The sequence below is a fragment of the Jeotgalibacillus sp. JSM ZJ347 genome, assembly GCF_044383825.1.
In the GTDB taxonomy this organism is placed as follows: Bacteria; Bacillota; Bacilli; order Bacillales; family Jeotgalibacillaceae; genus Jeotgalibacillus.
In genome coordinates this window covers 489,388-511,217 of record NZ_JBISEN010000002.1, presented here as the reverse complement: position 1 = coordinate 511,217, position 21,830 = coordinate 489,388, and the positions used below count along the sequence as shown (strand labels likewise).

At 45.6% G+C, this 21,830-nt stretch carries 21 protein-coding genes; 10 read left to right on the top strand and 11 right to left on the bottom strand.

Features of this window, described 5'->3' with window-relative positions; genetic code table 11:
* Positions 1-9 precede the first annotated feature (9 nt).
* Entirely contained in the window at positions 10-1,383 is a 1,374-nt protein-coding gene (locus ACH6CZ_RS08335; RefSeq protein WP_374096969.1) for a dipeptidase, read from the top strand.
* Here the strand turns inward: ACH6CZ_RS08335 and ACH6CZ_RS08330 are convergent.
* Positions 1,350-1,637 carry a hypothetical protein gene (locus ACH6CZ_RS08330; protein ID WP_374096968.1) on the bottom strand — a complete coding sequence of 96 codons (288 nt, stop codon included), beginning with the start codon at positions 1,635-1,637 and terminating at the stop codon, positions 1,350-1,352. The genes ACH6CZ_RS08335 and ACH6CZ_RS08330 overlap by 34 nt on opposite strands.
* 4 nt (positions 1,638-1,641) lie before the next feature.
* Entirely contained in the window at positions 1,642-1,854 is a 213-nt protein-coding gene (locus ACH6CZ_RS08325) for a hypothetical protein (RefSeq protein WP_374096967.1), read from the bottom strand.
* 354 nt (positions 1,855-2,208) lie between these two features.
* Between ACH6CZ_RS08325 and ACH6CZ_RS08320 the strand changes: the two genes are divergently transcribed.
* Positions 2,209-2,400 carry a YwbE family protein gene (locus ACH6CZ_RS08320; protein ID WP_374096966.1) on the top strand — a complete coding sequence of 64 codons (192 nt, stop codon included), beginning with the start codon at positions 2,209-2,211 and terminating at the stop codon, positions 2,398-2,400.
* Between the two features lie 209 nt (positions 2,401-2,609).
* Here ACH6CZ_RS08320 and ACH6CZ_RS08315 read toward each other — a convergent pair whose 3' ends face one another.
* The 3 genes from ACH6CZ_RS08315 to ACH6CZ_RS08305 all read right to left on the bottom strand — a co-directional run bounded on the left by ACH6CZ_RS08315 (position 2,610) and on the right by ACH6CZ_RS08305 (position 6,628).
* Positions 2,610-4,856 (bottom strand): helicase C-terminal domain-containing protein, encoded by a 2,247-nt coding sequence (locus ACH6CZ_RS08315; protein ID WP_374096965.1) that lies wholly within the window; start codon positions 4,854-4,856, stop codon positions 2,610-2,612.
* Positions 4,857-4,995: 139 nt separating this feature from the next.
* Entirely contained in the window at positions 4,996-6,177 is a 1,182-nt protein-coding gene (locus ACH6CZ_RS08310; RefSeq protein ID WP_374096964.1) for a class I SAM-dependent rRNA methyltransferase, read from the bottom strand.
* Positions 6,158-6,628, bottom strand: a complete 471-nt coding sequence (locus ACH6CZ_RS08305) for an SRPBCC family protein (RefSeq protein WP_374096963.1) — start codon at positions 6,626-6,628, stop codon at positions 6,158-6,160. The genes ACH6CZ_RS08310 and ACH6CZ_RS08305 overlap by 20 nt, the downstream gene beginning before the upstream one ends.
* Before the next feature lie 158 nt (positions 6,629-6,786).
* On the opposite strand from ACH6CZ_RS08305, the gene ACH6CZ_RS08300 reads away from it, so the two are divergent.
* Positions 6,787-7,596 carry an SGNH/GDSL hydrolase family protein gene (locus ACH6CZ_RS08300; protein ID WP_374096962.1) on the top strand — a complete coding sequence of 270 codons (810 nt, stop codon included), beginning with the start codon at positions 6,787-6,789 and terminating at the stop codon, positions 7,594-7,596.
* Between the two features lie 47 nt (positions 7,597-7,643).
* Here ACH6CZ_RS08300 and ACH6CZ_RS08295 read toward each other — a convergent pair whose 3' ends face one another.
* From ACH6CZ_RS08295 to ACH6CZ_RS08270, 6 genes are all read right to left on the bottom strand, one after another.
* On the bottom strand, positions 7,644-7,952 hold the full coding sequence (locus tag ACH6CZ_RS08295) for a hypothetical protein (protein ID WP_374096961.1): 309 nt from the start codon (positions 7,950-7,952) through the stop codon (positions 7,644-7,646).
* A gap of 14 nt (positions 7,953-7,966) precedes the next feature.
* A complete protein-coding gene (gene msrB / locus ACH6CZ_RS08290; protein WP_374096960.1) occupies positions 7,967-8,920 on the bottom strand; it encodes a peptide-methionine (R)-S-oxide reductase MsrB in 954 nt (317 codons plus the stop codon).
* A gap of 14 nt (positions 8,921-8,934) precedes the next feature.
* Complete coding sequence (locus ACH6CZ_RS08285) at positions 8,935-9,720, bottom strand: hypothetical protein (RefSeq protein ID WP_374096959.1); 786 nt, start codon at positions 9,718-9,720, stop codon at positions 8,935-8,937.
* A gap of 255 nt (positions 9,721-9,975) precedes the next feature.
* Positions 9,976-10,344: a response regulator gene (locus tag ACH6CZ_RS08280; protein ID WP_052268767.1), complete on the bottom strand. Its 369-nt coding sequence runs from the start codon at positions 10,342-10,344 to the stop codon at positions 9,976-9,978.
* 198 nt (positions 10,345-10,542) lie between these two features.
* Positions 10,543-10,914, bottom strand: coding sequence for a VOC family protein (locus ACH6CZ_RS08275; RefSeq protein ID WP_374096958.1), 372 nt, complete (start codon positions 10,912-10,914; stop codon positions 10,543-10,545).
* Complete coding sequence (locus ACH6CZ_RS08270; protein WP_374096957.1) at positions 10,914-11,228, bottom strand: hypothetical protein; 315 nt, start codon at positions 11,226-11,228, stop codon at positions 10,914-10,916. Before ACH6CZ_RS08270 ends, ACH6CZ_RS08275 begins: the two co-directional genes overlap by 1 nt.
* 392 nt (positions 11,229-11,620) lie before the next feature.
* On the opposite strand from ACH6CZ_RS08270, the gene argC reads away from it, so the two are divergent.
* The 7 genes from argC to argF all read left to right on the top strand — a co-directional run bounded on the left by argC (position 11,621) and on the right by argF (position 21,499).
* Positions 11,621-12,652, top strand: a complete 1,032-nt coding sequence (argC, locus tag ACH6CZ_RS08265) for an N-acetyl-gamma-glutamyl-phosphate reductase (protein ID WP_374096956.1) — start codon at positions 11,621-11,623, stop codon at positions 12,650-12,652.
* 218 nt (positions 12,653-12,870) lie between these two features.
* Entirely contained in the window at positions 12,871-14,097 is a 1,227-nt protein-coding gene (gene argJ, locus ACH6CZ_RS08260; RefSeq protein WP_374096955.1) for a bifunctional ornithine acetyltransferase/N-acetylglutamate synthase, read from the top strand.
* Positions 14,060-14,830: an acetylglutamate kinase gene (argB, locus tag ACH6CZ_RS08255; RefSeq protein ID WP_374096954.1), complete on the top strand. Its 771-nt coding sequence runs from the start codon at positions 14,060-14,062 to the stop codon at positions 14,828-14,830. Before argJ ends, argB begins: the two co-directional genes overlap by 38 nt.
* The gene (locus ACH6CZ_RS08250) at positions 14,827-15,981 is read left to right on the top strand and encodes an acetylornithine transaminase (protein ID WP_374096953.1); all 1,155 of its coding nucleotides are present in this window, start codon (positions 14,827-14,829) and stop codon (positions 15,979-15,981) included. The genes argB and ACH6CZ_RS08250 overlap by 4 nt, the downstream gene beginning before the upstream one ends.
* Positions 15,982-16,438: 457 nt before the next feature.
* Complete coding sequence (locus tag ACH6CZ_RS08245; protein ID WP_374096952.1) at positions 16,439-17,500, top strand: carbamoyl phosphate synthase small subunit; 1,062 nt, start codon at positions 16,439-16,441, stop codon at positions 17,498-17,500.
* Positions 17,493-20,561: a carbamoyl-phosphate synthase (glutamine-hydrolyzing) large subunit gene (locus ACH6CZ_RS08240; RefSeq protein WP_374096951.1), complete on the top strand. Its 3,069-nt coding sequence runs from the start codon at positions 17,493-17,495 to the stop codon at positions 20,559-20,561. Before ACH6CZ_RS08245 ends, ACH6CZ_RS08240 begins: the two co-directional genes overlap by 8 nt.
* Positions 20,558-21,499 carry an ornithine carbamoyltransferase gene (argF, locus tag ACH6CZ_RS08235; protein WP_374096950.1) on the top strand — a complete coding sequence of 314 codons (942 nt, stop codon included), beginning with the start codon at positions 20,558-20,560 and terminating at the stop codon, positions 21,497-21,499. Before ACH6CZ_RS08240 ends, argF begins: the two co-directional genes overlap by 4 nt.
* Positions 21,500-21,830: the final 331 nt, after the last annotated feature.

The following is a 21,830-nucleotide window of genomic DNA, read 5'->3' as shown; positions in this document are numbered from 1 at the left end:
TGTTTGAAAATGGCATTAGATCAATACTTCCGCGACAATCGCGACCGGCATTTAGCAGAACTGACAGAATGGCTGTCAATCCCAAGCGTCAGCTCACTCTCAGAACATAAGCAGGATACGCTGAAAGGCGGCGAATGGATCGCAGAAAACCTGCGCAGCATTGGGATGGAAAACGTTCAGATCATCCCGACACCCGGACACCCTGTTGTCTACGGCGACTGGCTTCATGCTGAAGGTGCACCAACCGTCCTCGTATACGGTCACTATGACGTCCAGCCGGTTGATCCGCTTCATTTATGGGAAACAGAACCTTTCCAGCCTGCGATTCGTGATAATAAAATTTTCGCGCGCGGGGCAACGGATGATAAAGGACAATCATTCATGCATGTAAAAGCGGTAGAAGCTTTATTGAGGGAACACGGCAGCCTGCCAGTCAATCTGAAGTTTTTAATTGAAGGCGAAGAAGAGATCGGCAGCGTCAACCTGCCAAAGTTCGTTGAAGAGAATCAAGAACTGCTATCATCAGATGTGATCGTGATTTCAGATACAGGGATGCAGGAAAAAGGACAGCCGGCGATCTGTTACGGCCTTCGTGGACTTGCAGGCATTCAGATTGATGTAAAAGGCGCAAAAGGCGATCTTCATTCAGGACTGTATGGCGGCGCTGTGCAGAATGCGCTTCATGCACTTGTGAGATTGCTTGATTCATTCCGTGACGAAAACGGCGTGATTCAGGTAGACCGCTTTTACGATAAAGTTGAGCCGCTCACTGATGAAGAAAAAACAGCGTATGAAGCACTGAACTTTTCAGATGAATCTTTGAAAAAAGAGCTTGAAGTCGGAGAATTATTCGGCGAAAAAGGTTATACGTCACTTGAGCGCATGTGGACGCGCCCAACCCTTGAAATCAATGGGATGTGGGGAGGGTTCGAAGGCGAAGGTATCAAAACAGTGCTGCCGAATGAAGCACATGCAAAAATCACATGCCGCCTCGTTCCACATCAGGATCCTGATGAAATCGTTGAGCTGCTGACAAAACACGTTGAAGCGCACACGCCACCTGGTGTCACAGTTGAAGTCACACCATTTGATAAAGGCGCACCATACGTAACGCCTTACGATCACCCGGCCATTCAGGCTGCAGGTGCATCCTATGAGCGAGTGTACGGCGTACCGACTCAGTTTATCCGTGGTGGAGGGTCGATTCCGATCGTTGCAGCATTCGATCAGATTCTGCAAAAGCCAATCGTATTGATGGGCTTCGGTCTGCCGGGCGAGAATTTCCATGCGCCGAACGAACATTTTCATTTAGAGAACTTTGATCAGGGACTGCGCGTGATTTCGGATTATTACAGCACGCTGCCTGATGTGTTGAAGAAATAATTGGTTTTGGACCGCCGCTCTTTGGGAGTGGCGGTTTTTTGTGCTGGCAGCTGACGCGAGCGGTCAGAGGTGCGCTGTCCTTGATAGGTCTTTTTACACTTTACTACGAACATCCATGTTTTTTCTCCGAACATGGCCGGTTGAACGCCGAACATTCGATGTTTTTCTCTGAACGTGGTCGATTTTTCTCCGAACCACACCCACCATACAATCAGAAAACCGTCCGGCACCCACACCAAACGGTTCTCATCCACTTATTTAAGTATCCATCAGCCGATTGCTCGCAATTAGTCTATACACTGTACTCACTGATCTATTCTTCTCTTCCCATTCTGCAGTGATGACATCTGGGATCTCATAAGACTGTTCCATCCGGATCATCAAATCAGCATATCTCTCATCAAGTAAATCTACTGGAATGGACTCCGCTTTTAATGAATGGAATTCCTGTAAAATGCTTTGAAGTGTCATTTCTGACAATCCTCTCTTCTCAATTTAATTCGTGCACCTTACTATTCCCACATAATAAAATATTTCAAACCATTTCCATCATATTGTAAAAATTTTGTCATAATGTTCTTGATGAATGGAATGAAAACAGCTCACCCCCAGGCCTTTATAATACTATTTCTTAAACTCACAGACTGACCTGTAGTAGTCACCTTCCTGTACAAAGTAAATGTACCGTTATTCCCATTAACTAAACAATCCTGTATTAATAAACAATTTTTAAAATTTTTTTGTGGGAAGATCGAATGTTTGCAGCGGATAATAGAAGTGGTTTGTGTGATATACTTAGAAAAAATTGAAACGGGGTTATTCATCATGAACGGACAGAAACGAAGCGATATCGCACCCGGTAAAAAGGTCGATATTGTCTTAAAAAAAGACCAGCGATCAGGCAACCTGACAGCTGGTACAGTAAAAGATATTTTAACGAACTCACCAAGTCATCCGCACGGCATCAAAGTACGCCTCGAGGATGGACAGGTAGGCCGAGTGAAGAAGGTATATTGATTTTACGTTTGTACGATCCGGAGGCTTGGCTCCCGGATCGTTTTTTGTTTGAGTGCGGGCTGGGTCTAATGATACTTTTCTAAGAACAATGGCATTTCTTCTAAGAACCTGCCATGAGTTTCTAAGAAGCATATGATCTATGCTCCGAACATGCGATGTTATTCTCCGAGCACCCGATACTTTTCTAAGAACTCTTATGAAAACAACCTCTACTTCCACTCATCCGGCAATAATGTCCGGTACTGCACAGTCAAATAACGGTCATCAATCAACAGCAGAATCCCGCTGTCCTTCTCAGTGCGGATCAGCCGTCCGCCTGCCTGCAGCACCTTGTTCATCCCCGGAAAAACGTACGCATACTGATAGCCGTTCAACCCTTTTTCCTGAAAATACTTCTTCAACTGGTCACGTTCAGGGTTAATCTGCGGCAATCCAACGCCAACAATCGCGACACCGGTTAACTGTTCACCCGGCAGGTCCACTCCCTCAGAAAACACGCCGCCAAGTACAGCAAATGCTGCCACCCTTCGCCCATTTTTAAATGAAGCTAAAAACAAATCACGTTCCGTTTCATCCATGCCGAAGGACTGCATGATCAGTTCAACACCTTCAATACCTTCCTCCTCAAAAAACTCATACGCCATTTTCATATACGCATAGGAAGGAAAAAAGATCATGAAGTTGCCCGAGTGATGCTCAATTGCGTTTCGGAGTTCATCCGTAATCCGCCTGATTGTCGCTTCCCGGTCCTTATATTTAGTGGACACAGCCACTGTTTTCACTTCAATCTGGTCTTTACTGAAAGGAGACGGCAAATCGAGCTGAAAGTCCTCCTGCTCACCGCCAAGCATTGTTCTGATATAAGATACAGGCTGCATGGTTGCACTGAAAAAGATTGAAGCCCGGTACCCTTTAGCAGACCCCTGTATAAAGGCGGAAGGGTCCATACAGACGATTTTCACCAGCACATCATTACGCATTTTCTGAATGTAAATGTAAAACCGCTCGTCCACCTGTTCAGCTGCAGCCGTCAGCTGGCGCACAGCAAAGTATTGATCAATCACCTGCTCATCACGAACACCTGACTGCACAAGCCTTTCAGCTTCTGTGAAAAATGCCTGTACTGCTTCAAGCCATTCTTCAGGCAGACTGTCTACGATCGCAAACGAATCCTGAAGTTCTTTTTTCATCTCAAGAAACGTTTTATTCACACGCTTTGCTGCCTGCTTGAGTGCTGGGTACTGATCATTTCTGCTCAGCTGTAAAAACGGTGCCTTTGTCAGTGACGCAGAATACATACTGCTCGCCCGGTCCGGCAGATTATGCGCCTCGTCCACAAGCAGCACCGACCTGCTCTTCTGCTCACCTGCCATACGCTTCCTTGAAACGCGCGGATCAAATATGTAATTGTAGTCCCCGATCATCGCATCTGTTACATAAGAAAGGTCCATTGAAAATTCAAACGGGCATACGCGGTGCTTCATCGCATATTGCTCGATCACTGTGCGCGTCATCAGGGTTTCATGTTCTAAGATATCCATCATGGCGCCATTGATCCGCTCAAAGTGCCCGTCAGCAAATTCACAGTATTCCTTCTGGCAGATCGTTTTTTCCTTAAAACAGATTTTATCCTTTGCAGTCATTGAGACAGCCGACATCTTCAAACCCCGGCTGTGCATCAGACCAAATGCTTCCTCCGCCGCAATACGCGTCGTTGTTTTAGCGGTTGTATACACAATCTGGTTAATTTTTTCTTCACCAGCCGCTTTGACAGCAGGAAATAACGTTGAAATCGTCTTACCGATCCCGGTCGGCGCCTGCGCAAAAAGCTTTGCCTTTTCGTTAATGGTTTTATAGACTGAGCCCGCAAGCTCCCGCTGGCCAGGTCTGAATGATTCAAAAGGGAAGCTGAACGTTTCAATCGAATCCTGACGATCTTTCCTCAGACTCTGCATTAATAAAGCAAAGGGCTCGTAGATTTTCACCATTTCAATGACTTTTTCTTTTAAAAAGGCTGCTGTGTGCGTTTCGATAAAGCGCATTTCCTCCCGCGTTGAGGACTGCACGTACGTCACCTGCACCCGAATCTCTGTTAAGTTCAGTTCTTCTGTTAAAATCCACGCATAGACAAATGCCTGCGCTTTGTGGACCTCTGCAGGCGATTCGATGTCTTCGAGCTGTCTTGAGGTAGATTTAATTTCATCTACAACATAACCGCTCTCACGCTTCAAGAAGCCGTCACAGCGTCCTTCTAAAATAAACGTTTTACCGTCGAGGTCGAGTGCGCGGGAGAGAAATTTTTCTTTTTCATCTTCTTCGCCGTATGTTTTCTGAATCGCCTGATGGATTCTGGTCCCTTCCATCATGGCATTTACGCTACCGATTGCAGCGTCTATGCTGCCGCTGCGGTGCACATATTCAGCGAGTCTTCTTGCAGATAATGTAACGGACTCCATCAGTGATCCTCCTTTCAAAACGATATGTACTTTTAAAAACGCAGTTCCTTTCCGTGTGGAACTGCGCTTTCCTGCCCCGGCCGCGGAAAGCGTCCCCCTGAAGCGGAAATCACCAGCCAAACTTAATTAGGACAAATAATTAAAACGTCTGTATCACACAAACCTTCAAATAATCTCCCGCCGGATAACCTTCTGTCGTGCGGAAGTCTTCCGGAAGCGAGAACGTTTCGATGATTTTGTAGCGTGCGCCTTTTTCCTTGAAAGCCTGATCAATAAATGACCGAAATTTTTTCATATCAAATGAAGCGGCGTTTGTAGACGCTACAATGACACCTTTTTTCTCAGTGATGTCAATCGCCTGCTTCACAAGGTTCTTATAATCTTTTGCCGCTGAAAATGTATGCTTTTTCGAGCGTGCAAAGCTTGGCGGGTCCATGATGACCAGGTCAAATTTGACTTCGTTTTTCACACAATAATTGAAATAACGAAAGACGTCACGCACAAGGATATCCTGTGCTTCATAGTCAATACCATTCATGCTGAACTGCTCGATCGTTTTCGGAACGCTGCGGTTTGCCAGGTCAACACTTGTCGTTTTCATTGCTCCTCCAAGTGCTGCGAATACTGAAAAAGCACCTGTATAAGAGAATGTATTCAGAACAGTTTTACCTTCAGCATACTTATCCCTGATCGCCTTTCTCACATTACGCTGATCAAGAAACACACCGGTCATCGCCCCGTCATTCAGATAAACCGCAAAGTGTGCGCCATTTTCTTTTACGACCAGCGGAAAGTCAGGCCGCTCACCTTTTACGAAATCATCATCTTCTACATACTGCCCCTTTGAATCAAAGCGCTTTTTTTCATAAATGCTTTTAAAAGGAAGAATCTGTTCAAACGCACTCAAAATCTCGGCTCTGAACTGATAAATTCCGATACTGTACCATGTGAACAGGTAATGACCCGCATAGTGATCGATCGTCAGACCGCCAATCCCATCGCCTTCTCCATTGAAGAGACGGAAAGCATCTGTCTGGTTATCTTCAAAAAAGCTTTTCCGGTAAGCAGCTGCCTCTTCAAGCTTCTTTTTAAAAAGCGGCTCTCCAATCTCCTCCTGTTGCTTCCACGTCAACAGCCAGCCTGATCCTTTATTCTGCTTCCCGAGATATCCTTTTGCGAGAAATTGACCTCGAGGATCAATTGCTGTAAATATTTTTCCTTCCTGATCAATATTGCCCTGTTGCACCATGTCTTTTGTCAGCAGTGGAAATCCTTCACGGATCTTTTCTGAAAAACCTTTTTTAATCGTTATTTTCGTCATGCTTGCCCTCCGTACGGCTTTCAATGTATTTTTTCAGCTTTTGTAAATGGAATAACTCCTCTTTTGAAATCATGCGGGCAATCATTCCTTTAAATAGTGACCGTGCAAATCCCTGGGTCGTAATCGTCCCATCAAATGTCACAAACGTACTATTTTCATCTTCTTCCCTGAATGTATAGCGAAAGTTGATTTTGACACCATTTTGTTCACTTGTCACCGCATATGATTTGTTCTCTGCAAATTCAGATACAACTAACTCTGACTGGACTTTACGGCCTCCGAGATCTCTGACTTCCTCATATCTGGTTCCTTCCCCAATCGGTCCATCAGTCAGCTTTTTTACACTCACCACCTGATCCATAATCTCAGGCGACTTTTCCATTTGGATCGTTTCGTTAAAAACCGTTGCAATCGGACGTTCAATCACCATTGTCTGATTCAATGCACCCATATCCTGAAACCTCCTGTACACATTTACTGTCTTCTATTATAACGCGTTCATTCTCCTTCTGCTGAGAAGGACGGCAGACCTATTGAGGTTTTATTACATTTATGTTACAATTACATTTATAACGTGTTACCGAAAAACGAAAGGAATGTACCTGCCAGATGAAACATTTATCAAAGCTGCTGTTAATCAGCTGTGTGTTCCTCGTACTGATGGGAATGGTACGCGGCGAATACCGCACAAAGCAAAGCGCTGTAGCGGAAGAAATGCACAAACTTAACCCTGCACATAATGACGATCTTTCATATATCGATTTTCTCACTTATCGCGTATTAAAAAATGGTTCAGCACGCGTTGCCGTTCTGGGCAGCAGCGTGACAAAAGGTGTTGGCGCAAGCACGCCTTCACATAACTGGAAAGCACTACTGCAAAGTGAAATCCGCTCTACATCAAGACCTTTAAAGCATGTCACCATTGCCAACCACGGACATTCAGGCTATACGTCTGAGATGCTTTTACGTCCAGAGGTTATTGACGGCGTGCTCAAGAGCCGGCCTGACCTGTTAATCCTTGAGACATCTGTTATCAATAATTATCGTCAAAGCGTATCTCTTGAAGGAACGAAGTCTTCACTTGAAGAGCTTTACCGTACATTTACTCAGGCAATACCAGGCGTTGAGATTCTATTCATCTCACCTAATCCGATTTTAAAAACAAACCTGACTGAATCAGGCCTGAACGAACTCGGCTTAACGTTTGCTGATTACAATAACCTGACAAAAGCAGTGGCCGCTGAAAACGGCTGGCACTACTTTGATACACATGATGCAATTTCAAACGAAATGACTGAACGTGACATTGCACTTGAAGATATGCTTGATGACACCATTCATCCAAATGACCTCGGTTATAAAATGTGGTTTAACCAGCTCTATCACAATAAAATGACATTGCCGAAGTTTGGTGAGTAACGCAAAAGAGCCTGAGACAAACTCAGGCTCTTTTACATTTTTAAAACCTACCCGCCAAAAATCGTCGCAAAAATAAACGTAAACAAAATAGGCGCAATCCATACAATCGGCAGGCTGTTCACAAGCAGCATCTTTTTCCAATTATACTTATGGTAAGACATCCACGAGATCACAATGGCGATCATCATGACAACCGGATAAGAACCCACGGCATACAGGACCATGCGCCCAGCAAATGAGCCATCCTGCTCGATATTCATGAGCGATACACCGTAAAAAGTGAACCAGATCGGCAGGAATAATACATAAAAAAACTGGCTTCCGAATAAGAGCAAAGCCACCTTGGCATTTTTCAACAGAAGGTCCTCCTCTAATCTCTCTTTAAAGCAAATAATATCATAAAGTCTCCGTAACCTTCTTCCTCAAGCCGTTCTTTCGGAATAAACCTGAGTGCTGCAGAGTTGATACAGTAGCGCAATCCGCCTTTATCGTGAGGACCGTCTTCAAATACATGTCCGAGGTGGGAATCAGCATGCCGGCTTCTGATCTCACGCCGCGTGTTTTTTGTAGAGACATCCCACTTTTCTTCGACCATTGAGTCCGTGATCGGCTTTGTAAATGACGGCCAGCCGCAGCCCGCATCATACTGATCACGTGAGGAAAACAGCGGTTCACCTGACACGATATCCACGTAAATTCCTTCGCGCTCATTATCCCAGAATTCATTTTCATAGGGCGGCTCAGTGCCATTTTCCTGCGTCACAATATACTGCATATCAGTCAACTTCTCTTTTAAATGCGTTCTGTCTTTTGGCCAGTATTTGCGCTGAAATTTTTCACGACCTGAACCCTGAACATAGAGCGCATAACGAAAGCTGTTTTTTAAATCAAAGTCCTGATGAAAGTCTTCAGCAGGATAAAAGGGTCCTGCTTCCTTTATTTCTGTGACAACAGGCTTTTCAAATCGCCCACTCTCAGCAAGCTCCTTTCTTGACTGAAGCGCTGCCTGCTTTTGTTTATCTGTATAAGTAAAAATGATAGATCGGTACGCGTCGCCACGGTCAGAGAACTGTCCTTCAGCATCGGTCGGATCCGTCAGCGGCCAGTAAATCTCCAGTAATTTTTTATAGGAAATCCGCTCAGGGTCATACTCAATATAGACGGCTTCTACATGACCAGTACCGCCATTTTTCACCTTTGAATAGACAGCGTCTTCAGCAGCACCTCCTGTATAACCTGAGATCACTTTCAACACGCCGTCCCGCTCATGAATCGGTCTGACCAGGCACCAGAAGCATCCGCCTGCGAACATTGCTTTTTCCATTTAGGTCACCCCTGTTAATTGCCACGCTGCAGATCACTCATCCAGTAACAGACGACTGCAGCGGCAAGCGTTTTTTCATTTTCAGAAAGCTGATCGCCTACTTTCACTAGATCAAGCGCAGTTGATTTCTGAAACTGCGGCTTCATTGCGTAGTCGAAATAACCGTGCATGTACGATGCAAAAAATCTTCCGTCTGTGGTCTTAAGGTTAAAGTCACCGGACAGGGATGTCGTCTGCACATCGCACAGCAGCTCTCCATTCGCAGTATAGATTCCCCCAAAAATTTTCTTTAATGATCTTTCCTGTTTATAAAACCCGACCGTTTCACCGCTGTGATTCCTGATTTCCAGCACATTCCGGCCGCCTTCCTTTCTTTTTTGAAAAGCAGCAGCCGGCTCATCATGAGAGGTGAACACACCTGCTGTAAAGGATGAAAAAGCATATAGTCCGTTAAAAGCTTCACCAGCAATCTTTTTTAGCAGCGGGACATTCACCATTTTATAGGCGCCAATATATTTCCCTTCTTTATCTAAAATGGTCATCGCTCCTGCCGAACTGCCACCCCACTCAAAGATCCATTCATTTTCATCAAGCAGCGAGCGACCCTCAAGCTCAGCAGCCTTTGACAGCCACTTCGCTTCTTTCTCTTTGGATCTTATGTAAAAGTACGGCGACATCCCGGCAGCAAATATCGGAAATGCCAATGCGCTTAAGAATTCAACTTCAAAATAGATGAGGATCGAAACAACCGCCCCCATAAAGATAAATCCCGCTATCAGAGCAATATTCTCTTTTTTCATCACTAACACCTCACTTGTTCTATTCTTTTATACGTACCAGCAGGGAAATTGTTTCAACTGAATGATGTGATTATGGGAAGTTGTCACAGTTTCCGATCTGGTTGTAGCAATGGTGTGGTAGGTTTGTATCAATCAGCCCAGAAATTGTAGCGATACGACCTGCTACTCGTTACATTACCCACCCGGGCGGTAGCAATCAAGATGCACCCTAGACAAAACAAAAACCCCCAAGCAATCTGCCAGGGAGTCAATGATCTATTTCAATCTATTTTTTAAATGCTGTGTCAAAGTTGTTCTTAACATTTCCGACGTCAGCGGCAACACATCTCCAGTAGTTTTTTTACCTTCTCTTGCCACTTGTAACCCTCTTGTTGCATCTTCGTGATGCCACAGATAGACAATCGGACATTTGGAATACTCTCTGATTTGACGGAACCAGTAAAATCCGTCGAAAAAAGGCAGTTTCACATCCAAGAGCACCAGGTCTGGCTTTTCTTCGATGAAATGCTCTATAATCCGTTCAAAATCTGTGACCGGTATGGATTGATACCCCAGGTCAGAAACCTGTTCTGTGAGATCCAAGCGAAGGTCAGCGTTATCTTCAATAATCATGATTCGCTGCATGCTGATGACCTCCTAACTACTTCATTCCATAAGCAAAACGGTCACTTGTACGTACGATTAAAATTTGAAAAAAATACGCTCCTTATACAAAAACTGCGCATAACAGAGTTGCGATCTGTTGTTCCCATCTTTTCACACTTAAGTGTGTTTGTCAAAGGCTGTTAGTCAAACTTATCTGTTTACCTCACTAAAAAAGCTTTAAACATGGTATTCAAGAAATTCAAGTTTATTTCCGAAGGGATCCCTGACAAAAAAGCGGGTTCTTCCTTCAATCGGCTGTTCCTCAAAAACATCTATTTTTTCTTTTGATAAACGATGACGCAACTCTTCCAGATTCTTTACAACAAATGCCGGATGCGCTTTTCGTGGCGGCGTGTATGACTCTTCACGTCCAATATGAATCTCCTGATCGCCAATTTCAAACCAGCAGCCGCCATTCCCACGAAGGTTAACAGGCTTTGGCATTTCTTTCAACCCAAGCAGATCAGAATAAAATCTTCGCGCCTCATCTTCACTGCCTTCAGGTGCTGTCAATTGCACGTGATCAATACGCTCGAACTGAAAACTCATCACTTCATCCCCTTTATTTTTTCTTCAACAACCTTTATAAATTCAATCGGATTTTCTCTTACTTTATAAGGGAACAGCCCGCGTGTTGTATGGACGTATAACAGTCCAAAGCTTCTCGGACTTTCTTTATAGGAAAGGTCAAGAATTTCGTGAAAGTAAAATTCATTTGCGTCATCAGTCAATTTTTGAGGGTATAGGTGCAAAAAGCTTTCGTGCTCAATGATGTGCTGTTCTTCCCACTCAATCTTACGTGTAATCATCACATACGGATGCGAAGCAATACGGCTGATATGAAACCCTCCCTTTAAATTCATTACTTCTTATTATTTTAACGAATTAAACCAAAGAAAGATATTTACAGGACTTGCACATAATTAATTTGTCCAGTCGTAATAAATGATATATAGATTAAGGTTTATCTTTATATAGTCCATCATTATACTTTCACAGCTGATGATTGAAGCGTAAGGGGGCGACTCCTGCGATGTCACCGCCCGGGCGCAGAAAGCGGCCCCCAGAAGCGGAAATCATTAGCCAACGTTTAGAAACGATTTTAATATATTTATTAAAAAATTTTCTTCCTACTCCTATCTATATTGTAAGCGTTACCAATAACTGAATTGCCTAATACTTTATAAAAATACGGTTGATTTTATTTTTATACATCTCTATAATATGCCTAACATATTTTTTTGGAGTGATGGATGTGAAAGTTGGGATTATAGGTGCAACTGGTTATGGCGGTCTTGAGCTGATCAGGCTTTTACATCGTCACAGCGGAATTTCATCAATTGACCTGTTTACTTCTTCTGATGAAGGAGAGTTATTTTCTCATAAATATTCATATTTAATGAATATTTATGACACACCTCTTCATAAAATCAGAATTGAACATTTAGCAAAACTCGATGTTATATTCACGAGTACACCAAGCGGCGTAACAAGCAGACTACTGCCACCTCTGATCGGTAAGGGGCCACGCATCATTGATCTGTCAGGCGATTATAGGCTTTCAGCAGAAGATTACAGCGAATGGTACGGGAAGGATGCAGCACCGGAATCTTCTCTTCAGAAATCAGTATACGGACTGACTGAATGGAACCGTGACGCGGTGCAGGATGCGGTAATGATTGCTAATCCAGGCTGCTATCCGACAGCTGTTCTGCTCAGCCTGCTGCCTGCGGTTAAAAACGGATTAATCAATACTGACAGCCTGATTATTGACGCAAAAAGCGGTGTATCAGGTGCAGGAAATAAGCCGAATCAAATGACACATTTCAGCGAAACAAATGAAAGTCTTTCTATCTATAAAGTAAATAAACATCAGCATATACCTGAAATCGAAACGGGCCTTGCCCGGTTTGCGGAGAAGACACGACCCATTACCTTCAGCACCCACCTCGTGCCAATGACACGGGGAATCTTGGCTGCTGCTTATGCACCGCTTGCTGACGGTGTAACTGAAAAGCAGCTGCAGGAATGTTATCAGGACAGCTATCAAAATGAAACGTTTGTCAGACTGATGCCACCGGGACCAAAGTTCAGCACAAACCAGGTGTACGGTTCAAATTACTGTGACCTTCAAATTCATGTGGATAAGCGGACAAACCGCGCCACGATCGTCTCAGTGATTGACAACCTCGTAAAAGGTGCCGCAGGTCAGGCCATTCAGAATATGAACGTTCAGTTCGGATTTAAAGAAACAGAAGGACTCGATCTGGTCCCTTCGTATATATAATTCCAATCAAATGATTATTTTTCACGATAAGCGCATTTATATACTTGCACAGCTGTGATTGCAGCGTAAGGCGGCGACTCCTGCGGCAGGAAGGGACAGGTGAGACCTGGCATGGCGAAGCCTGCGGGCTCACCGCCCGGCCGCGGAAAGCGTCCGCCTGAAGCGGAAATCAACAGCCAATCTACAGAGCACCTTAAATTTAAGGAGATGAAGTTTGTATGACGACTGTCTATCCATCGATTAAGAAGATTTCAGGGAATAATATTGCTTCGCCAATTGGATTTAAGGCTGCAGGACTTCATTGCGGCATTAAACATAAAAAGAACGACCTTGCTCTGCTTGTGAGTGACGTACCTGCAAACGCTGCGGGGGTTTATACCACAAATGCAGTTCAGGCTGCTCCATTAAAAGTAACGAAAGAGGCGCTTGCCGTTGAAAAGAAGATGCAGGCCATTATTGTGAACTCAGGGAATGCGAATGCCTGTACAGGGAAACAGGGTTATGTGGATGCGCAGACGATGCAACATCTGACAGCAAACCTTTTAAATATCGAACCGCACCTTGTAGGCGTAGCCTCAACAGGTGTCATCGGTGAAAAACTCCCAATGGACTGCCTGAAATACGGGATCCCAAAGTTAGAACCGGTTGCCGGATTAAAAGGGTCAATTGACTTTTCACAGTCGATCCTGACAACTGATACAGTATCCAAAAACACTGCTTATAAAGTGGATATTGACGGTAAAACAGTCACTGTAGCAGGAACTGCAAAAGGCTCAGGTATGATTCATCCAAATATGGCGACGATGCTCGGCTTTATTTCAACCGACGCAGCGATTGAATCAGACCACCTGCATGGTGCGTTAAAGTCAGTAGTAGACCGTTCGTTTAACTCAATTACAGTCGACGGGGATACATCAACGAATGATATGGTGCTTGTCATGGCGAATGGCCTGGCTGAAAATGAGACGCTCTCTCCTTCCCACCCTGACTGGAAAGTGTTTGTTCAGACGCTTTTACACGTCTGTGAGGACCTCGGGAAAATGATTGCTAAAGATGGTGAAGGCGCAACGAAGCTGATTGAAGTTGAAGTGACTGGCGCTAAGAACGACGAGGAAGCACGGAAGATCGCTAAAACAGTGGTCGGCTCACCGCTTGTCAAAACGGCTGCATTCGGATGCGATGCAAACTGGGGACGTATTCTCGCTGCAGTCGGCTATAGCGGCATGACCATCGATCCGAACGAAGTTGAAATTCTGATCGGTCAGACACCGGTTGTCCGCGAAGGAGAACCACTGCCATTTTCAGAAGATGAACTTACTGAATATCTGAAGCAGCCTGAAATCAAACTGAAGGTAAACGTGAATCAGGGTGATGGAAAAGGGCTTGCCTGGGGGTGCGACCTGACATATGACTACGTCCAGATCAACGCAAGCTACAGAACATAAAACAGTGATTAAGCTCGGGGGCAGCCTACTTGAGCGACTGACATCGGACTTTTTCAGGGGCATTCACCAAATGATCGAAAGCGGCAAAAGGGTGATCATCGTCCACGGCGGCGGTCCTGCCATTAACCGCAAACTGAAGGAAGCACAGGTTGAAACATCTGTGGTAAACGGCCTGCGCGTCACCCATGCTGAAGCGATCGACATCGTTCAAACAACGCTCATTGGCTCCGTGAACCCCTGGATCGTCCATCAGCTTGAACAGGCTGGCATTCAGGCAATCGGTTTAAACGGTTTTGACGGCGGGTTGATGAAGGCATCCTTTTTAGATCAGAAAACATACGGCTACGTTGGAAAGATTGATGATGTAAATCCTGCCCTGCTACACCTTTTAAAAGAAACGGTTCCAGTCATTTCGTGTATTGGCAGAACAGATGACGGGCAGGCGCTGAACATTAATGCTGATACCGCAGCTGAAAAAATCGCTGCTGCGGTACAGGCGGATGAACTGCTTTTTGTAACTGATACGACAGGCATTAAAGTGAATGGTGAGACCGTTACGACGACTCATCCAAATCAAATTAACGACTGGATTACCGACGGCACCATTTATGGCGGTATGATTCCAAAAGTCCAGGCAGCTGCCGGCTGTCTGGAAGCTGATATCCCGGTTGTCAGGATTGTAGACGAAATGCTTGAAGGCACAACGATTTTAAAGGAGGTGGCTGTCAGATGAGTGCACTTTTTCAAAACTACGCAAGGCGATCACTTCATATTGTTAAAGGTGAAGGGACAACTGTTTGGGACGATCAGGGTAAAACCTATCTTGATTTCACAAGCGGTATTGCAGTCGTCAGTCTCGGGCACAGTCATCCGAACATGGTGAGTGCGCTGCAGGCACAGGCTGAAAATCTCTGGCACATTTCAAACCTGTTTGAAAGTCCCGCACAGGAAAAGCTCGCTGCTGATCTTGTAAAAGACACGCCGCTATCACGCGCACTGTTTTGTAACAGCGGCGCAGAAGCAAATGAAGCGGCGATTAAGCTTGCCCGGAAAGCGACCGGTAAACATGTCATCATTACATTTGAACAGTCATTTCACGGACGAACAACCGGTGCCATGGCGGCAACCGGTCAGGATAAAGTAAAAGAAGGTTTCGGACCGCTCATGCCCGAGTTTCGGACGATCCCTTTTAACGATATAGAAGCTTTAAAAACTGCAATTGATGAAGACACCGCAGCAGTCATGCTTGAAGTGATTCAGGGTGAAGGCGGCGTAAATCCAATTGATGATGATTTTGCAGCTGAACTGCAGAAGCTGAGTGAGTCAGCCGGATTTTTACTGATCATTGATGAAGTACAAACTGGGATCGGGCGGACAGGAACCCGTTATGCATTCGAGCAGACGCCACTTAAGCCGAATATCGTCACGCTTGCAAAAGGACTAGGCGGCGGCTTCCCAGTTGGTGCGATCCTTGGATCTGAGGCACTGGCCGAACATTTCGGTCCCGGCTCACACGGCTCAACTTACGGGGGTAATCCACTCGCAGTTACAGCGGCGCAGACAGTTGTTGATCACGTATTTGATGAAGCATTCCTCGAGGAAGTCCGGCAAAAAGCCGCTTACCTCCGCGAACAGCTCGCTTCACTTTTCGGACTTTCGCAGGTGACATGCATTCAGGGAAAAGGCTTCATGCTCGGCATTGTGCTAAGTACTGAAGCTGCACCGATTGTAAAAAAGGCTGAGGAAAACGGCTTGCTGCTCGTACCCGCAGGACCAAACGTAATCCGGCTCCTGCCACCGCTGACCGTCAGCTATGAAGAGTGTAAGCAGGCTGCTTCACTGCTTGAGAAGACGATGATGCAGGTGGAGTATACGGTGAGTTGAGGGGTATTTGAGGTTCGACGTTCAATCATGTGTGTTCGGCGTAAATCATTGCTGGTTCGACGTTCGATCACTCATGTTCGACGCAAAAATGAAATGGTTCGACACTAAGTCGTCAATGTTCGCCACTTAGTGTAATTTGACCTATCCGACCTCACCTCGCCCACACGATTAAATCTAAATACCAGCTGTCCCGGAAGCCCACATCTTCCCGGACAGTATTCTTATTCATACAAATGAATAAAATTACATTTTAATTAATAAATATTCAAAAAAGATAACTTTTCTGGCAACTACAAAGCGTTGATTGAAGCGTAAGGCGGCGACTCCTGTGGCAGGAAGGGACAGGTGAGACGATCACGGCGAAGCCTGATGGCTCACCGCCCGGCCACGAAGTCCGCCTGAAGCGGAAATCATAAGCGATTACTTAATATCATTTAATTTAAAGGAGGCGGTTCTCATGAAAGGAACGCTGTCACTGTCGAACGGACAGTCATTTGAAGGAGCATGGAAAGGCGCAGTTAAAGACGTACAAGGAGAAATCGTCTTCTTCACCGGGATGACCGGCTATGAGGAAGTGCTGACTGACCCTTCCTACTATGGACAGATTATTGTATTTTCCTACCCACTGATGGGTCAATACGGGATTCAGGAAGTGAACCTTGAGTCGAAAAAAATTCAGCCGGCAGGGATCATTGTAACTGAACTTTACAAGGGTACACTTGAGCGTGGCGTTTCTCTTTTAGAGTTTGCCGTAATGCATAACGTCCCCATTATGTCGGGCGTGGATACGCGCTCTGTCATTCAGACGATCCGCGAAGACGGAACGATGCAGGCGGTAATGCAGCTTGAAGGGAAGCCGCTTCCTGCCTGGGAACCGATCCGCACGTTTGTCGTGCCTCACGTAACCGCAAAGACCGCTGTTATACACGGCGAGGGCTTCCCTCATATCGGACTGATTGACTTCGGCTATAAGAAATCCATTTTACAGGCGCTGCTTGACCGCGGTTGCAAGGTGACCGTCTTCCCTTATACCGTGTCGACGGATGAACTGATGGATGTTCCTTTAGATGGATTATTATTTTCTAATGGACCGGGGGATCCTGCATCTCTTATGCATAAAATTGATGATTACCGCGCATGGACGAATGCTTATCCGACACTGGGAATCTGCCTTGGCCACCAGCTGCTTGCCATTGCTTTTGGGGCATCAACAGAGAAGCTGGCATTTGGTCACCGCGGCGCGAATCATCCGGTGATGAACCTGAAAACAAAGCGTGTAAGTATGAGTTCACAGAATCACAGCTACGTTGTAAAAATGGATTCCGTCCCTCCTAATGTGGAGATTCTTTATACAAATGTAAATGACAGCAGCGTTGAAGGTCTGCAGCACAAGAACCTGCCGCTGTTAACGGTTCAGTTTCACCCTGAGGCTTCACCGGGCCCGGCTGAACACCATGAAGTATTTGATGAGTTTTTCAATCTGATCGGGCAGGAAAAGAAGGTGTCACAACATGCCTAAACAGCAGGAGATAAAAAAAGTATTAGTCATTGGATCAGGTGCAATTGTCATTGGTCAGGCAGCTGAATTTGATTATTCAGGCACACAGGCCTGCACTGCCCTTCGCGAAGAAGGAATTGAAGTCATTTTAATCAATAACAACCCGGCTACCATTATGACGGATGAAACGACGGCGGATCGCGTCTATTTTGAGCCGCTGACAGTTGAAAGCGTCAAAGAGATTCTTGAAAAAGAAAAGCCGGATGGCCTGCTTGCAACAGTCGGCGGTCAGACGGGACTGAACCTCGCAATGGCTCTGACTGATCAAGGCATTCTTGAAGCATATGGCGTAAAACTTCTCGGAACAGATATTCATTCAATTAAAAAAGCGGAGGACCGTGATGCTTTCCGCTCGCTGATGAAGGAACTGAACGAGCCGGTCCCTGACAGTGAAATCATTTACAACGAAAAAGAAGCACTGGCTTTCGCTGATTTTTGCGGCTACCCGATCATCGTCCGTCCTGCCTATACGCTTGGCGGCTTTGGCGGCGGTATCGCTAAAGATGAGAAAACATATTTATCACTGGTTAAACAGGGTCTCTCGGCAAGTCCGATTTACCAGTGTCTTGTTGAAAAAAGCATTGCAGGCTACAAGGAAATTGAATATGAAGTGATGCGTGACGCTTCCGGCACATGCATTACGATCTGTAACATGGAAAACCTTGATCCGGTTGGCGTGCATACAGGGGATTCAATCGTGACAGCACCAAGCCAGACGCTGCACGATAAGGAATATCATATGCTCAGAACCTCTTCTATTAAAATCATTGAAGCGCTTGGTATTGTCGGCGGGTGTAATATTCAGTTCGCCCTTCACCCTTCAAGCGGCGAATACTTCCTGATCGAAGTTAACCCGCGTGTCAGCCGCTCTTCAGCGCTTGCATCAAAAGCAACCGGGTACCCGATTGCGCGACTCGCTGCAAAGCTTGCGGTTGGTTACCACCTTCATGAGCTGAAGAATCCGGTCACCGGCACGACGTTTGCAAGCTTTGAGCCGGCACTTGATTATGTCACGGTTAAAATTCCGCGCTGGCCTTTTGATCAGTTCAGCGACGCGAACCGCCAGCTTGGTACTCAAATGAAAGCAACCGGTGAAGTGATGGCGATTGAACGTTCAATCGAAGCAGCTTTCCAGAAGGCAATCCGTTCACTGGATCAGAAAATCGACGGTCTCTTCCTCCCTGCTTTATCAGAGCTTGAAACGAAGGGTCTTGAAGCACTTGTCAAAGAGCCTGATGACCGCCGATTATTTGCGATTTTCGAGCTGTTAAAAAGAGGCGTCTCAACATCAACACTTCACAGCTGGACAAAAATTTCACTTTACTACCTGTCTGTCCTGTCACGCCTTGTAAAAGCGCAGCTCGCTTATGAAGATCTTGCATGGCTTGAAGTAACGAAAGAAAAGATGCTTGAAGCGAAAAAGCTTGGTTTTACTGATCAGCAACTTGCATCCTTCTGGAATGTTCCGGATTCTTTTGTAAAAGAACAGCGTCTGAAGTGGAATATCACACCATCTTACAGAATGGTTGATACGTGTGCAGCTGAGTTTGAAGCGAAAACGAATTACTTTTACTCAACGTGGAGCGGCACGTCTGATGACCGCAAGAGTAAAAAGCCGAAAGTCGCTGTCATCGGCTCAGGTCCGATACGTATCGGTCAGGGTATTGAGTTTGATTATTGCTGCGTACACAGCGTACTTGCCCTGCAGAAAATGGGCTATGAAGCGGTGTTAATTAACAATAATCCTGAAACCGTGAGTACAGATTATGAAGTGGCAGATGCGCTTTATTTTGAACCGCTTTGTGCTGAAGATATTATGAATGTCCTTGAATTTGAAGGTATCAACGCTGTGATTGTCCAGTTCGGTGGACAGACGTCGATCAATGTGGCAAAAGAGCTTGAGGATGCCGGTTATCACCTGCTCGGCTCATCTTCAGACATTCTTGATGAGATGGAAGACCGCGACCGTTTTTACACGTTCCTGAAACATGCCGGACTGCCGGTTATACCTGGGTTCACTGCCAATCAGCCAGCTGAAGTGTGGCAGGCTGCAGATGATCTGAGTTATCCGATCCTGCTCCGCCCATCTTACGTGATTGGCGGGAGCGGCATGATGAAGCTGAACAGCGATGAGGAGCTCGAAGCTTATTTAGCTTCCGCTCAGATCGAGTATCCTGTGCTGGTGGATAAATTTATTCAAGGTAAAGAAGCTGAAGTGGATGTTCTATCTGATGGTAAAAATGCATGGGTCGCAGCTGTCTATGAGCATATTGAAGGTACAGGCGTGCATTCAGGTGACAGTATTGCCGTGACACCGCCACTTTCACTGTCAGCATCCATGCTTGATCAAGTATGTGATACAGCGATTCACATTGCGAAAAACCTTGATTTTAAAGGCTTATTCAATATTCAGTTTGTCTGTCAGGACAGCGGATTATATGTCATCGAGATCAATCCGCGTGCGTCAAGAACTATTCCAATCAGCAGTAAATCAATAAACGTACCACTCGTTCAGCATGCTACTTCAATCATGCTTGGACAAAGCCTGAATGACCTTGGAATTTCACAGGTATTCAACGGACAGCGCGGCTTTACGGTAAAAGCACCGGTGTTCTCTCATATCAAGCTGCCAGGTCTTTCACCGGAGCTAACGCCAGTGATGACATCAACCGGTGAAGTGATGGCGTCAGACAGAGATCCTGAAATCGCGATGAAAAAAGCACTGTCTGGCGCAAGTCAGCAGCTTGCTGATCTGTGGAACGGTGGCAGCATTTTTATCACCAATCACTTTGAAACTGCACTGATCAAATCATGGCAGGAAAAAGGATTTCTTGTATTTACACCGGAGACGCTTGGCTTTAATCAATGGATGGACCGCGATGATAAAAAAGCCGTCATTTCACTGGAGGCTGACCCATCAGTGATCAGAACAGCATCCATTCACAGACTGCACGTCTGGACGAGAAAAGAAACGGTCGAAGCATTTTACAATACACTGCCCAAAAAAGGAGTTTTCGTATGAATATGCTCATCCCAACGCTTCAGCATAAGGATTTGCTGACGTTAAGAGACTATACATCAAATGAAATTTTAGAGCTGATCGAATTTGCAGCTGAACTGAAAAAGCCTGAGAACAAGCACCTCCCTCTTTTGCAGGGAAAGGTGCTTGGCATGATTTTTGAAAAATCATCCACCCGTACACGCGTCTCGTTTGAGGCAGGTATGCTGCAACTCGGCGGTCACGCAATGTACCTGAGCACGAGAGATATTCAAATGGGCCGCGGCGAGACGATTGCTGATACAGCGCGCGTGCTCTCAGGCTATTTAGACGGCCTCATGATCCGCACATTTGCTCAAAAGACCGTACAGGAGCTTGCTGAAAATAGCTCAATTTCTGTGATAAATGGGCTGACCGATGATTATCATCCATGCCAGACACTTGCCGATCTGCTGACGATTTATGAAAAATTTGGTTCTTTTAAGCATAAAAAGCTGGCTTATATCGGAGATGGCAATAACGTTGCACACTCTCTGATGATCGGCGCTGCAAAAATGGGCATGTCCTTTACGCTTGCCTGCCCTGCCGGCTATGAGCCTGATGCTGAAATCCTTGCATACGCACAGGCTGAAGGCACAAAAACCGGGGCAGACATCACCGTCACCCATGACCCTATCCAGGCTGCAGCTGATGCACACGTCATTTACACAGATGTCTGGGCAAGCATGGGACAGGAAGCTGAACAGGCAGAGCGTCTGAAAGCTTTTGAAGGCTTTCAGGTAAATGAACAGTTAACTACACACGCAGATGCTGACTATATCTTCATGCACTGTCTCCCTGCTCATAGAGAAGAAGAAGTAAGCACAGCTGTCCTCGAAGGTCCGCATTCAGTTGTTTTTCAGGAAGCTGAGAACAGAATGCATGCGCAAAAGGCGCTGCTGGTTGCTTTGATGGGGAAATAATGCAGAACGTTTGAATGTCACATTTATTAGAATGACGAATTGTTAATGTCCATTTTTGTTATTGCACAGCTGATGACTGTAGCGGAAGAGGGCGACTGCTATGGCAGGAAGGGACAGGTGAGGCAAAGGCGAAGCCTGCTGGCTCACCGCCCGGCCATGAAGTCCCCCTCCCGCTGCAGTCACCAGCCAAAATTGAAAGCACTTCATGTCTTTAGGAAACAGTTCCTTCAAGCCATGAAGTGCTTTATCATGTCCATGAATTAAAATCACACGAATATGGCGAACGCAGTTCAATATGCTATAATAAACGGCATCAATCAATGGAACGGAG